The sequence below is a fragment of the Leptospira ainazelensis genome (assembly GCF_016918785.1).
GTDB lineage: Bacteria > Spirochaetota > Leptospiria > Leptospirales > Leptospiraceae > Leptospira > Leptospira ainazelensis.
This window is the reverse complement of sequence record NZ_JAFFPT010000071.1, coordinates 113,190-126,400: the sequence shown is the minus strand read 5'-3', so window position 1 is coordinate 126,400 and position 13,211 is coordinate 113,190. Positions and strand designations below refer to the sequence as shown.

Below are 13,211 nucleotides of genomic sequence, written 5' to 3'. Positions count from 1 at the left end.
TGATCCCGTTTTTGTTACAATCCGAATTTATTAGTTTTCTCCGGTTTCGAGCACGATCGCGTGGAGTCCGCGATCGATCCAGGGTTTAAGAATGGAATAGACAATTCTATGTTGTTCCAATTTCGATTTGCCTGAAAACGCCGAAGAATACAAAACGATTCTGATATGGGTTCCTTCCTTTTTGTTAACCGGATTTCCTGCATGACCCGAGTGTTCTTCACTGAAGTCTACTACTTCCAATTTGGCGGGTTGCAGTTCTTGAAAAAGCCGGGCCTTTATCTCTTCTTGTAAGCTCATAATCTTTTCGAAATCAGCTTCTGATTCCGGTCCCTCTCTTGAGTAAGAATACTGAAAGCAAATAAAGAGTCAGGGTCGCGATCGAGATCATGGCGAGCGCAAATCCCGGGTGAATATCGCTGACTCCGAGAAATCCGAATCGAAAGGCGTTCACCATATAAAGAATCGGGTTGAGCTTCGAAACATTTTGCCAAAACGGAGGAAGCATTTGGATCGAATAAAAAACTCCTCCTAAATAGGTAAGCGGCGTAAGAATAAACGTGGGAATGATCGTTACGTCGTCGAATTTTTTTGCAAAAAGCGCGTTTAAAAAACCGCCTAATGAAAAAAGAAGGGAACTCAAAATCACGGTCGTAATCAACATTGGAAAATTATAAACTTCTAATTCCGTAAAGAAGAGTGAAATCGCGATCACTAAAATTCCCACAAGAATTCCGCGAATGACTCCGCCGACCGTATAACCGAGTACGATCAGAGAGGCCGGGGTCGGGGAAACTAGTAGTTCTTCGATATTTTTCTGAAATTTCGCTCCGAAAAAGGAAGAGACGACGTTGTTATACGAATTGATGATCACCGACATCATTACGAGGCCCGGAACGATGAATTGGATATAAGTGTGATCTCCGATGTTTCCGATCTGAGAGCCGACTAACTTCCCAAAGATGATGAAATAAAGTGTGATCGTGATTCCGGGAGGAATGAGAGTTTGGACCCAGATTCTCAGGATACGAACTGTTTCTTTGATGACGATCGTTTTGAATGCGTTGTATTTTTCGCGTAAGGTCATAGTTTTTTCTCCACCAGTTTTAGGAAAAGTTCCTCCAGACGGTTGGATTTGTTTCTCATACTGCTGATCTTAATTCCGTTTTGATCCAGAAGTTGAAAGAGGTCGTTTAAGGAGGCTTCTCCAAAGATGGAAACTTCCAGAGTGGAACTGTCGATCTGTTTGATTTCGACTCCGGGAGCGTTTCGATGAGAATTCAGATGGCCCGTAAAATCCAGGATAAAGGTTTCCTGATCCAGTTTTTGGAGGAGGTCTTTCATCGAAGTGTTTTCCACGATCTTTCCTTGATCGATGATCGCGATGTTTCTACAAAGACTTTCGGCTTCTTCCAAATAATGAGTCGTTAAAATTACCGTGATCCCGGAAGCATTTAGTTTTTGGAGATATTCCCAGAGAGAACGTCTGAGTTCTATGTCCACTCCTGCGGTCGGCTCGTCCAAGATGAGAATTTTAGGATTGTGGATAAGGGCCCTCGCGATCATCAGCCTTCGTTTCATACCGCCGGAAAGTCTGCCGGCGGTTTCCTTACGTTTTTCATAAAGTCCGAGTTGCGCTAAATAACCTTCCGCGCGTTCGGCGGCCAATGCACGGTCCATTCCGTAGTAACCGCCTTGGTTGATTACGATCTGATCGACTCTTTCGAAGATATTAAAATTGAATTCCTGAGGAACGACTCCGATATAGGATTTTGCTTTTGCCAAATCGGCGTCGATGTCCGCGTCAAAGATCCGAACCTTTCCGGAAGTCTTGTTCACCAAGGAACTCAGAATTCCAATCGTCGTCGATTTGCCGGCGCCGTTTGGGCCGAGGAGCGCGAAAAAATCTCCGCTTTCGACGTTTAAGCTGATTCCTTTGAGCGCAGTGACGTCGCCGGAATAGGTTTTGACTAAGTTCTCAATTTGCAGAGCAAATTTCATATTTTTTTGATTCCCATCGTTTATGCTGTTTGAAGAATTTCGTTAGCCTTTCTCGCCGCGTTGCGCGCAATTTCGGGTAACGCAGGATGAATATAGATCATTTTTAGAAGATCATCCACGGTCCCGTTCATCGTCATCAATAGGATGAATAGATGAATCACGTTTGAGGCTTCGTCTCCGATCGCGTGTGCACCCAAAACTTTCCTAGTTTTTTTCTCGACGAGAATTTTGATAAAACCGGAATCGGAAAGTCTCGCCATCCCCATCGCGCTGGAACTGTAAGGATTTTTCGCGGCAACATAATCGATTCCTGATTTTTTGAGCTCCTCTTCGGTTTTGCCAACTTTGGCAACTTGCGGATGTGTGAAAACCGCGTGTGGAACCGGAGGATATTCGATCGGAGTTCTTTTTTTTTCTTGGTAGAGGGTTCGAAATAAAAATTCTCCCTCGAAGTTGACCGAATGTCTGTAAAAGTATTTGCCGATGATATCTCCGAGCGCATAAACGCCCTGAGCGGTAGTCTCGAGATATTCGTTGACTTGAATATAACCGTTTTCGTCGGTCCGAATATTTGTGTTGGATAGTCCGAGTAAATCCGTATTCGGTTGGATTCCGGTTGCAACCAGAAGAGCTTCCGATTCCAGACGGGTCTGTTTTCCGTCGACGAGAACGTCTAAGTAGAATCGATTCTCCTTATATTCTACTTTTTGAATGTTAGAATGGAGTAATACATTGTGTTCCTTTGTAAAAACTCTTTCAAATTCGTCCACGATCTCAGCGTCCTCGTTTTTGAGCATTCTGTTCCGGACTAAAAACGTGACCTCGGAGCCGAACGCAGAATATGCGAAACCCAATTCTAAAGCGATAAAACCGCCTCCGATCACGACGAGCGATTTGGGAAGTTCGGTTCTTCGTAGGGCTTCCCGGCTGGTCATATAAGGAGTTCCTTCCAAACCGGGTATATTTGGAATCGAAGGTCTGGCTCCGGCGGCGATAAAAATTCTCTCCGCAGTCAATTCCTCTCCGTTAACTAGGATTACACGGTCGGAAACGAATTGGGCTGTTCCTTGGGTATAGTCTATGTTCGGATTCTTCTCATAAACCGGAGGGATGGAAGCGGATTCTTCATCCACGGTTTTGGAAACTCTTTTCACAAGGGTTTTGAAGTCCACGATCGGTTTTCCGGGAAACGTAATCTGAAATTTTTCAGAATGTTTTGCAAGTGTTAGAATTTCCGCTGGATAGATCAGCATCTTGGAAGGAATACATCCCCGGTTGAGACAGGTTCCTCCCGGAGATTCTTTTTCGATCACTGCAACTTTGTAACCGAGTTTGGATGGAGGGGTGACCAGTTTTGTCCCTCCGCCGGTTCCGATTACGATGATATCATATTGTTTCATAAAACCTACCGACTCAAAAAGAGCACGAACACGGCGAAAGGTAAAATATCGAATTCTTTTTTTTGAATTCTTGTATCTCCGATTCGATCCGAGTTTTGAGAGAAAAAATTTTTAGATCAAAAAAGAACCGTCCTGGTTACAGATTCTGAGACTACGGTTTTCCGGCAAACGATTTCCGGCTCTTTTTACCAATGATCTCTGAGAGAACGCAGGGAAACAAAAAGGGATTTTGGATCGCCGTTTTCGAGTTTGATACCGGATTTCTTTTGTACATTTTTTCTCAAATCCTCGGAAGGACGATCACACTGAAGGAACGTATTGATCTTCTTCTCCTTACCCAGATCGGTGGTTAAAAATTCCACGTCCTTTTGCAAACGGGAGGATTCTTCCAGAGTATCGATTGCGTCCCGGTTGGACGGATCCAAGGAAAGAGTGAATTTTAAATTGGATTCTAAATAGTCGTGACCCGGATAGAGAAGAATCTCATTTTCCAAAGGATAGATTTGTTCCAGAACCGTTTGGGCGAGAATGTCGGGATCTCCTCCTCTATAACAGTTTCCCACTCCCGCATTGAAGAGAGTATCTCCCGTGAAGATCGCTTTCGACGTTCCGTGTTCCACAAGCAAAAGGCAGACGTGACAGAAGGTATGACCCGGTGTATCCAAGATTTCCAGATAACGATCGGCGGATGCAAGAATTCGATCTCCTTTTTTGATAGGATGAGTCGCGTGTGGAATCTTTCCGATTCCTCCGGGATGACAGTAGACGATCGGTTTGTATTTTTGAAAAAGGCCGTCGTTTCCGGAAGTATGATCCGCGTGTTCGTGTGTGTTTAGGATAAAGTCGAGATTCCATCCTTTTTTTTCCAAAAAAGATTCGATCTGTTTTGGATCGTAAGGATCGATCGAAAGAGTTTGGGAGGTGTCAGGATTTCTGAGAATGTAAGTAAAATTTCGAAGCGGTGAGAGTGTATAGATCCGAAAGACTTCCAGAGGGGAGAACCTAACGGATGATATCCAAATGTTTGTCGAGATTGGCGATCTTTAAGATCGTCATGACGTCTCGGCTGATATTTTTGAGTTTGAGAGAACCGTTTCTTTCGGTTACGTATTTCTGAGAATTGAAAATCGCTCCGATTCCGGAAGAATCCAAATACGCGTCGCCGGCAAAGTCGAGAACGATATCGGTAAAACCTTCTCCGTGTTTTTTGATGATCAACTCTTTGAGAGCGAATGCGTTTTTGAGGCTGATACTCCCTTGAATACGGATCGTGCAGGTAGTTCCTTCTGTGAGGATTTCTGTGTTGAAGTTTTCCACGTTTGCTTTGCTCGGAACCTATTTGAATCCTAATCGATCCGTGTGCTCGGTAAACAAAATTTTTTTCCTAACGTTCGCTACCAAGAAGAAATTTTTCATAAATAAAAAAGAATTAGCTGGAAATCCTGAAGGAATTGATAATTTTAGACAACATTTTCCTGAAAAATCCTCTTCTTTTCAGGTCAGTTTTTTAAATTATGCGCATAAAATTTTGGGGTGTACGCGGTTCCATTTCTTCCTCGGTTCGAGGAGAGTCCATACGGGGCAAAGTACAAAAAATTCTAAGCTTAGCGACCCCTGCCGATATCCAGAGTCCGGATGCGATCGATACCTTTTTGGATTCTCTATCTCTTTCCAATTGGAGCACGTACGGAGGGAATACTACTTGTATCGAAATCCGCGATAAAAAAGACAACCTCGTAATTATCGACGGAGGGACGGGTTTGAGAGAGCTCGGGAACTCGATCTTACACGAAGGTTTTTTGGAAGGAAAGGGAAAAGCAAAGTGGATCTTTACTCACACACACTGGGATCATATCCAGGGAATTCCTTTTTTTGTTCCTCTCTACTCTCCCGGTAACGTGTTTGAGATTTTGAGTTCTGTTGACAATCTGGAGGAAAGACTCAAATACCAACACAGCTTTACTCATTTTCCGGTTCCTTACGACGGGTTTCGGGCCACGAAGAATTTTAAGTTCATCCCGGAAGGAAAGGCGTTTCCCGTGACCGAATCGATTTCTGCGATTTCAAAATCTGTCCGTCATCCGGGAGGAAGTTTTTCCTATCGTTTTGAAGAAGACGGAAAGTCTCTGATCTTCGCTTCCGACGCGGAGTTCAATCTTGATGAGATGGAAAACATCCAAGACTATCTGAATTATTTTCGAGGCGCCGATATTCTGGTTTTTGATACTCAATATACGTTTGAAGAATCGCTTCAGAAGATCGATTGGGGACACAGTTCCGCTTCGATGGCGACCGATATCGCGCTTCGTGCGAACGTCAAGAAACTCGTGATGTTTCACCACGATCCATCGTATGACGACGAAAAATTGGACGCGGTTTATCTGAGGGCCTTAAAATACAAAGAGATGTTCGATCCGGACAACCAATTGCAGATCATCATGGCGTATGAAGGTCTGGAACTCGAAGTTTAAGAACGGATCTTCTGTTGCCGAAATTGAATTCCATCTTTCATTTTTAAATCTTTGGGAGAATCGTCAATGAGCGAGTATATCATCGGAATCGACGCCGGAACCACCGGTATTCGGACTTTCTGTTTTAACAAATCGGGCAACGTAATTTCCAGCGCCTATTCGGAATTCGCACAACACTATCCAAAAGCCGGATGGGTCGAACACGACGCGGAAGAGATTTGGGTAAAAACTGAAAAACTCATTCTCAAGGCGATCCGAAACGGAAAACTCAAACCCGCCGACGCGGTCGCGATCGGAATCACAAACCAAAGAGAAACCACGGTTCTTTTTGACAAAGATACCGGTAAACCGGTCTACAACGCGATCGTATGGCAGTGTAGAAGAACTTCCGAAATCTGTATGGACCTGAAAGAAAAAGGTCTGGAACCCTTGTTTCGTAGAAAGACCGGACTCGTGATGGATGCCTACTTCAGCGGAACCAAAATCAAATGGATTTTGGACAACGTAAAGGGAGTCAGGGCAAAAGCCGAAAAAGGAAAAGTATTATTCGGAACCATCGATACGTATTTACTCTATCGGCTGACAAACGGAAAATCGCATAAGACCGATCATACGAACGCAAGTAGGACCTTGATTTACAATATCGAGAAGAAGGAATGGGATCGGGAACTCACTCAAGTTTTAGGAATCCCGGAAGCGATTCTTCCCGAAGCTCATAACTCGAGTTCTTTGTTCGGGAGAACCGAAAAGGTCCAGGGAATACCGGATGGAATTCCGATTTCCTCTCTCGTAGGAGATCAACAGGGCGCGCTCTTTGGACAACTCTGCACCGAACCGGGAGAGGCGAAGAACACCTATGGAACCGGATGTTTTCTTCTCTTTAACACGGGAAATAATTTTCAAATCTCAAAAAACAATCTTCTCACAACTCTCGGTTGTGGACCCGAAGGAAAGACCGTGTATTGTCTGGAAGGATCCGTTTTTATCGGAGGAGCAGTCGTCCAATTCTTACGCGACAATTTGAAGTTTTTTAAAGAATCCAAAGTCTCCGAAAAGTTAGCCGCATCCGTAAAAAAAGAAGACGAGGTCGTCTTTGTGCCCGCCTTTTCCGGGTTAGGCGCGCCGTACTGGGATATGAATGCAAGAGGGGCGATTCTCGGACTTACGCGGGATACGAGCGCGGAGCAGATTACAAGAGCCGCGCTCAAGTCGATCGCGCTTCAATCTTATGAACTCGTGGAAGCGATGGAGAACGATACCGGGTCGAAGTTAAAAGTCCTCAAAGTGGACGGAGGAGCGACCGGGAATTCTTGGCTGATGCAATACCAAGCGGACATTCTGGGAAAAAAAGTCATTCGTCCCGCAAATGTCGACACAACCGTATTAGGCGCCGCCTTTCTGGCCGGACTGGAAAGGGGATTTTTTCCTTCGGTCGCGGAGCTCAAAAAAAAGCTGAAAACTAACAAAGAGTTTTCGCCTCAGATGAAATCGGCGCAGAGAGAAAAAGAAATTCAGATCTGGAAGGATTCCGTAAGAAGAATCCGCACCAATCAATAATCAAAACCTAATAAACAAAATTCGAATGTCTTTCTTTCCGACGTGATTCCGGCTCCACAGAGAAGTCTGAATTCCGGAAAGAAAGGGATTTCTAAAATTCTTCCGGGAGGAATTTTGAGAAAGAATTGTTCGTCCCGTTCCCGTTTCGAAATCAGAGTGTCCATTCTTACGATCTCGATCCACTGAAGAACTTGAAAAAGGATCGTCTTTTCCGTTACCGCGTAGAGACGAATCGCGGAAACTCCTGAAATCTGAAGATTAAATCTTTCGGTTCTGGAAACGCTCTGAAACTCCGTATCGATCGCCTGCGTCGGATCCGTTTTTGAATCTTCCTGACTTTCCCGATAGATCGGAAATATTCCAGCTTCGTAATATACCTTTCTTGAAAAGTTTCTAAAAATTTCCCTTTCTATCGTTTCTTCCAGAGATTCTCCCGATTCCGGTTTTTTTGCAGAAGAATCGAGAATACTTTTTAGTTTATTTTTGGAGATATTTCTTTCGATCATCGTTTTGACGGGAGGAGAAAGTTTCGAATAAGAGAATCGAATGATTCTTTCATCCATGGAAACGAGGATCCGATTTAGAAACGGACCGTGGATGAGCGGAAGAATTTCGATTTTGAAAATCTGATCTCTCAGAAAGAGTGCAAATTCCGGCTCGTGACTAAAAAGGTTGGAAACGATCGTCTGTTCCTCTGCGGGAGTTCCCGCATAAAGAATTTTTACGAGTCGAAATAGGTAGTTTTTACTCTTTTGATCGAAATAGAGAGATTCTATTTTTTTTTCCACTTCAACTTCGGTCAAATCCGGATTTACGATATCCTTCAATGACAGATAACGTGTCGAAATCATCTTGTTCCTTCTTTGGCGAAACAATCTGAATTCTCCGGAAACAACGGTTCCGATCGTAGTGATCTCCTCCGCCGTTCTGGAGATTCGAAAAGGAATTTTTCCAACGGGGAGATACGGATTTTGTTTTATCGGGAAAGAACCGTTCTCCGTGATTTCGATCGAAGTTTCCGAAAAACGTTCCGAGTTGGAATGAATTTTTCCGTCTTCAAAACTCAAATAGGCTTTGGTTTCGATCGTTTTGCTAGGATAGAAAATGCGGTTCCATTCTATGGAATATAAAAATCGGGGGACGACTCCCGGCGAAACGTAGAGGAAGGGAAGTTCTTCGATATCCTTTGTTCTAAAATCATAAAAGGGCGCAATCTTGGATGTAAAACGGACGATGGAGTCGGGATTTGCGAGTATAAAGAAGTAATTCTTTCCTTCGTGTAAGGGCATCTTTTGTTTCGAAAAAAAGAAGTTAGATTCTTCCTATAGGATCGATTCTGAATTCCGGACGTTAGAGATTTTTTAGAAAGAAGGTCGTATGGTTTCCGGTATCGGAGCCGAAAGTCCTGGAGAGGGATAATTGCGTTTTGTCAGTTTTGAGATCAGAGATTTTTTGAACTTTGTAAAGTTGTATTCGGCTTTCAAAAGAACAATTTCTTCCTCGAGACCAAACGGTATAAATTCCAAAAGTTCGTCTTCGTTCAAACCAGTGACTAAACAAACGTCTTGGAGAATTCTACCTAATTTGCGTGCGTCCCTGTCTTCGAGGGCAAGATTGGCGAGAATTTTGGTTTCGAGCGGCGTCAGTTCTAACATTTATTTTTTACGAATCATCAGGATCGTCATATCATCCTGAATTCTTCCTCCTGTATGAATCAGAATTTCCTCAAAAAGATTGTCGGCGATTTTTTTGAGATCGTTTTTGGGCACTTCTTCTAAAAACCGGAATAGGCTTTCCCCGAAATACAGGTTTCCCTTATTTTTCTGTTCGTAAAGTCCGTCTGTAAAGCAAAATACGATATCTCCGGATTTCATTTGAAATTGATTTTGACCTTTGACGTTTTTCAAACTCGAGTTCATCGTAGTAGAGATAAATTTCCCGTCGGTTTCCACGATCTCGTTCTCTTTTGTTTTATTCTTATAATGAACAAAACTCGGGTGTAAACCTGAATGCTGAACGTTTCCTTCCTTGTCGGCTTTGACGAGCAAAAAGGTAGCGTATAAACTCGGATTGATCCCGGGATAGGTTTGTGTTCGTTCTAAAAGACTTTCGTTGATTTGTTCTATAACTTCGTGGGGATCGTCGTAAAGGTGTACGAGTAATGACATCTTCTGAAAGATCATCATGCTGAATATTCCGGAAAGATATCCGTGTCCGACCGAATCTCCGATTCCGATCCAATAATTTCCCTTAAAGTCGGTCAAAAAATTGTAAAAATCTCCACCGATCGGATTGTAGGTGAGGGTTCGTCCGTAAATTTCATAGTGATCATCGTCGATCGAAAGCGGAAATAGGTAGGTCTGCATCCGATCGTCCCCTTTTCGGAAACGTTTCATCATCTTTCCACGGACTTCCTCGGCGGGTAGAAACTTCTTAGTAAGAAACAATATAAAGGAAATGTAATTGATTAGATAGAGAAGGGCGATGGAAATCAGATAGATTATAATTCTTACCTTTGCGTTCAAATCGGAATTTTCGAGAAAAACCGCGATCAAAATCAAAAATAGAACGTTTAGGCTCGGGAGCAACCAACCGACTCTTTGAAAGTATTTTTTTATATAATCCGAAAGATTCATGGTTTGTAAAAATAGGCGTGAAACTGAAATTCTTTTCTCAAAAAATTATTTCGCGCTATTTGGAAATACTTATCCTCTAAATAGGGTCGACTGACTCCGTCCATAAGTCCGAAAGTTTTTTCTTTATATCCCGACTCGTATAACAATGGGACGAGAGTTTTTGTGGAAGAATCATAGTGATATAACAATTTATGAATAAAAGGCGAATATACGATTTCAAACGCCTCTGCGTTTCCTTGAAATTCGACCTCACCCTTTTCCAGAGTCTCCAAAAGAACCCAGTTTCCGGAAACCGAATATTTACCTTTTCCGATTACGATATAAGTCGTGTATTCGTTTTTGTCCTTAATTTCTCTTCTCATCGATTTTTCAAAGGTGCGATCGGCGGAGTTTAGGAAAATTCTTTCCTGGACTGTGTTTTTGTAAAAGAGGGTATTTCTATGGGAACGTTCCGGACGATTTCGGACATACATTCCGCCAGGAATCGATTTGATATTTTTTTCCGTAAAAGCCTCGGAAGGAAGTTCGCGGATCCAGCGGGGGGTACAAGCGGCAAAAAGAAAGAAAAGACTTAGGCTGGAAAAAAAAAGGGGAAGCCGTTTTTGTAGTCCTCGATTCAAGATCGCCCCCTTTCTTCCGTTGGAAGAAGTCCCTCCGTATTAAGGAAAGGACTTAGAACTGAAAGTAAATAAATTCTCCGCCGCCGTCTCCAAAAACGCCCAAAAGAAGCAAAAGAATCACGCTCAGAACCGGAATCAGGATCAGAGAACGTTTTTCGATTTTAGACATGAGCTGTGGATAATACTGGAAAGCGTTTAGGCCGACCGTTAACAGGATAAAAAGAAAAAGTTCTTCCCAACGAGGAAGAATTTTCCCGACGAATAAATTCTTATATCCGCTGAGGAGATCCAGCATAAGGGGAACCGCGTTTTTGCCTGCGGATCCGCCTCGAAAGAAAATTCCGGAAAAGATAAAAAGATTGAGAGTAAATACGTTTCTCAAAATCCGAATCGTGGTCGAGGGAGTATTGGAAGCCCCCGGAACAGGTCTTGGTTCCACGATTCTTTCCACCGCCAAGATCAAACCGAGATAGGCTCCCCAGAGAACAAAGGCGATATTAGCGCCGTGCCACAGTCCTCCGAGACACATGGTGAGAAACATGTTCAACTGGGATCTGAATTCTCCCTGTCTACTTCCGCCTAACGGAATGTAGATGTAATCCCGAAGCCAGGTGGAGAGCGTGACGTGCCACCTTCCCCAAAATTCGCGGAAAGAAACCGATAAAAAAGGTCCACGAAAGTTTTCCGGAATATCGTATCCGAGTAAGAATGCGGATCCTCTCGCGATATCCGTATAACCCGAAAAGTCGCAGTAAACCTGACAGGCGAAACCGACCATTCCGATATAAATCGAAGCCGCATGATACGAACTCGGTTCGAGATACATCGGCCCGACGATTCCCGCTATCGAATCCGCGAGAACCGATTTTTTAAAAAGACCGAAGATCAAAAGAAAAATCCCGAGTTTCATCCGATTTTTATCGATTTCCGGATGATCGAGTTTCGGAAGAAAATCGGTGGATCTCATGATCGGACCCGCGATCAATTGAGGAAAAAAGAGAATGAAGAGAAAATAGTCGCCGGACCCGATTCGATTCGGAATCAAACCCCTATGGATATCGACCTGAAGTGCGATCAATTGAAACGTATAAAAGCTGATCGCAAGCGGAAGAAGGATTTCAACCGAGGTTCCCAGTCTTTGCCAGAGTTCCATTCCCGTGAGAGAACTCATGGAATCCATTACGAAATAGTAATATTTAAAGAATGCGAGGTTGATCCCGTTTAATACGATCACCCATTTCAGTAGCTTGCTCGTGGATTCTCCGCGTTCCCGAATCTCCCAGAGTTTTGTGGAGAAGTAGTAATTGACTCCGATGATCAATAAAAAATGAATCAAAAAGGCGATATGGGAATAACCGTAGAAGATGATCGAAGAAACGAGGAGAACCCTTTTTTTCCAGGGTCCGTCTACGTTCCAGTAGATCAAATACGTAATAAGAAATAAAAAAAGAAAAGGTAAGGAATTAAATAACATCAGAGTTCCGAAAGATAAATTCTAAATCTATAATATTCTCAATAAGACCAGAGATACAAAAAACGAACCTGTTTTCCGGCTCCGAGAATTTTCGAAATCGGAGAATCCAATTTTAACTCCGGAGATTGAACCTGATAGAAGTTTGCTCTTTTTTCGGCGCTCTGTGAATAGTAGATGATTCGAGGACTTGTATTTCCGGGAGTTTTACGGTAATTCGGGAGGGCCATCGTTTCCTGAATTGCGTTGTCAAAATAACCGACCTTATCGATCAAACCGTGTTGTAACGCTTGCGAAGCGGTAAAAATTCTTCCGTCCGCGATCTTACGAAGTTCGGTCGGATTTTTTCCGGGGCGTCCCGTTTTAACCACTTCGAAAAATTTTTCATAAAGATCGTCTACGATCGATTGTAAAAGTTTTCTCTGTTCGGGAGTTAGGTCTTCCAAAGGAGAACCGATCGTTTTGTTTCCACCCGAACGAATCGATTGATCCTTGATTCCTAATTTGTCGAGACCTTCCTTAAAATTGATTCCGGAAAGAATGACTCCGATAGAGCCGGTGACCGTCGTCGGATGTGCGACGATAAGATCGGTCGCCATTGCGATATAATAGGCGCCGCTTGCCGCCGTATCCATAAAAAGCGAAACAACAGGGATTTTCTTTTTGTTCTTAAACTGGAGAATTTCTCGATACAAGATATCGCTCGAAGTTACGGAACCTCCGGGAGAATTGATTTTTAAAATGACCGCTTTGATTTCAGGATCCAACTCCGCGAGTTCGAGTTGTTTTTTCACCCCGGCAAGAATCGAATCTTCCTGTCCTCCAAAAAAGGTTTTTTCACCTTCGTCGCTGATCACTCCGTCGATCGGGATGATGAGAATTTTATCTTCGTTTTTTCCCGTAAGAAGTTTTTCTCTGAGTTCGGCCGATTTGCCGGGGCCTCCGAGATTTGCGTTCACGGGGATATAACAATTCGTTACAAAGAGAGCCAGGATGAGGGAATAGGTCCAAGTTAGAATCGGTGCTTTCAAAGAAATTCTCCTGTGGAATCGTCAGTT

The 13,211-nt window shown here is 43.3% G+C and carries 14 protein-coding genes; 2 read left to right on the top strand and 12 right to left on the bottom strand.

Features of this window, described 5'->3' with window-relative positions; genetic code table 11:
• Nucleotides 1–30 precede the first annotated feature (30 nt).
• The 6 genes from JWG44_RS16345 to JWG44_RS16320 form a co-directional block, all read right to left on the bottom strand.
• Complete coding sequence (locus JWG44_RS16345) at nt 31–297, bottom strand: BolA family protein (protein WP_205276068.1); 267 nt, start codon at nt 295–297, stop codon at nt 31–33.
• A 13-nt stretch (nt 298–310) separates the two neighbouring features.
• Nucleotides 311–1,084 (bottom strand): ABC transporter permease, encoded by a 774-nt coding sequence (locus JWG44_RS16340; RefSeq protein WP_205276067.1) that lies wholly within the window; start codon nt 1,082–1,084, stop codon nt 311–313.
• Nucleotides 1,081–1,998: an ABC transporter ATP-binding protein gene (locus JWG44_RS16335; RefSeq protein ID WP_205276066.1), complete on the bottom strand. Its 918-nt coding sequence runs from the start codon at nt 1,996–1,998 to the stop codon at nt 1,081–1,083. The genes JWG44_RS16340 and JWG44_RS16335 overlap by 4 nt, the downstream gene beginning before the upstream one ends.
• 20 nt (nt 1,999–2,018) lie before the next feature.
• Nucleotides 2,019–3,398 (bottom strand): dihydrolipoyl dehydrogenase, encoded by a 1,380-nt coding sequence (locus JWG44_RS16330; RefSeq protein WP_205276065.1) that lies wholly within the window; start codon nt 3,396–3,398, stop codon nt 2,019–2,021.
• A gap of 185 nt (nt 3,399–3,583) precedes the next feature.
• A complete protein-coding gene (locus JWG44_RS16325) occupies nt 3,584–4,267 on the bottom strand; it encodes a hydroxyacylglutathione hydrolase C-terminal domain-containing protein (protein WP_232371690.1) in 684 nt (227 codons plus the stop codon).
• Nucleotides 4,268–4,400: 133 nt separating this feature from the next.
• Complete coding sequence (locus tag JWG44_RS16320; protein ID WP_205276064.1) at nt 4,401–4,715, bottom strand: STAS domain-containing protein; 315 nt, start codon at nt 4,713–4,715, stop codon at nt 4,401–4,403.
• A 197-nt stretch (nt 4,716–4,912) separates the two neighbouring features.
• On the opposite strand from JWG44_RS16320, the gene JWG44_RS16315 reads away from it, so the two are divergent.
• On the top strand, nt 4,913–5,869 hold the full coding sequence (locus tag JWG44_RS16315) for an MBL fold metallo-hydrolase (RefSeq protein ID WP_205276063.1): 957 nt from the start codon (nt 4,913–4,915) through the stop codon (nt 5,867–5,869).
• A gap of 66 nt (nt 5,870–5,935) precedes the next feature.
• Nucleotides 5,936–7,426 (top strand): glycerol kinase GlpK, encoded by a 1,491-nt coding sequence (gene glpK, locus JWG44_RS16310; RefSeq protein ID WP_205276062.1) that lies wholly within the window; start codon nt 5,936–5,938, stop codon nt 7,424–7,426.
• On the opposite strand, the gene JWG44_RS16305 is transcribed toward glpK, so the two are convergent.
• The 6 genes from JWG44_RS16305 to sppA form a co-directional block, all read right to left on the bottom strand.
• Nucleotides 7,420–8,715: a hypothetical protein gene (locus JWG44_RS16305; protein ID WP_205276061.1), complete on the bottom strand. Its 1,296-nt coding sequence runs from the start codon at nt 8,713–8,715 to the stop codon at nt 7,420–7,422. The two genes, glpK and JWG44_RS16305, sit on opposite strands and share 7 nt — an antisense overlap.
• Before the next feature lie 72 nt (nt 8,716–8,787).
• Nucleotides 8,788–9,081 (bottom strand): hypothetical protein, encoded by a 294-nt coding sequence (locus tag JWG44_RS16300; protein ID WP_205276060.1) that lies wholly within the window; start codon nt 9,079–9,081, stop codon nt 8,788–8,790.
• Complete coding sequence (locus JWG44_RS16295) at nt 9,082–10,062, bottom strand: PP2C family protein-serine/threonine phosphatase (protein WP_205276059.1); 981 nt, start codon at nt 10,060–10,062, stop codon at nt 9,082–9,084. It lies immediately after the preceding gene.
• On the bottom strand, nt 10,059–10,595 hold the full coding sequence (locus JWG44_RS16290; RefSeq protein ID WP_332460800.1) for a hypothetical protein: 537 nt from the start codon (nt 10,593–10,595) through the stop codon (nt 10,059–10,061). The genes JWG44_RS16295 and JWG44_RS16290 overlap by 4 nt, the downstream gene beginning before the upstream one ends.
• A 139-nt stretch (nt 10,596–10,734) precedes the next feature.
• On the bottom strand, nt 10,735–12,156 hold the full coding sequence (locus tag JWG44_RS16285; RefSeq protein ID WP_205276057.1) for an MBOAT family O-acyltransferase: 1,422 nt from the start codon (nt 12,154–12,156) through the stop codon (nt 10,735–10,737).
• Nucleotides 12,157–12,194: 38 nt separating this feature from the next.
• A complete protein-coding gene (gene sppA / locus JWG44_RS16280) occupies nt 12,195–13,184 on the bottom strand; it encodes a signal peptide peptidase SppA (protein WP_205276056.1) in 990 nt (329 codons plus the stop codon).
• Between the last annotated feature and the right edge of the window lie 27 nt (nt 13,185–13,211).

Excerpts from the sequence above, each read along its gene's own strand:
- JWG44_RS16345 (WP_205276068.1), bottom strand. The coding sequence starts at position 297 with ATGAGCTTACAAGAAGAGATAAAGGCCCGGCTTTTTCAAGAACTGCAA.
- JWG44_RS16340 (WP_205276067.1), bottom strand. The coding sequence starts at position 1,084 with ATGACCTTACGCGAAAAATACAACGCATTCAAAACGATCGTCATCAAA.
- JWG44_RS16295 (WP_205276059.1), bottom strand. The coding sequence starts at position 10,062 with ATGAATCTTTCGGATTATATAAAAAAATACTTTCAAAGAGTCGGTTGG.
- JWG44_RS16285 (WP_205276057.1), bottom strand. The coding sequence starts at position 12,156 with ATGTTATTTAATTCCTTACCTTTTCTTTTTTTATTTCTTATTACGTAT.
- JWG44_RS16330 (WP_205276065.1), bottom strand. The coding sequence starts at position 3,398 with ATGAAACAATATGATATCATCGTAATCGGAACCGGCGGAGGGACAAAA.
- JWG44_RS16335 (WP_205276066.1), bottom strand. The coding sequence starts at position 1,998 with ATGAAATTTGCTCTGCAAATTGAGAACTTAGTCAAAACCTATTCCGGC.
- JWG44_RS16305 (WP_205276061.1), bottom strand. The coding sequence starts at position 8,715 with ATGCCCTTACACGAAGGAAAGAATTACTTCTTTATACTCGCAAATCCC.
- glpK (WP_205276062.1), top strand. The coding sequence starts at position 5,936 with ATGAGCGAGTATATCATCGGAATCGACGCCGGAACCACCGGTATTCGG.
- JWG44_RS16300 (WP_205276060.1), bottom strand. The coding sequence starts at position 9,081 with ATGTTAGAACTGACGCCGCTCGAAACCAAAATTCTCGCCAATCTTGCC.
- JWG44_RS16315 (WP_205276063.1), top strand. The coding sequence starts at position 4,913 with ATGCGCATAAAATTTTGGGGTGTACGCGGTTCCATTTCTTCCTCGGTT.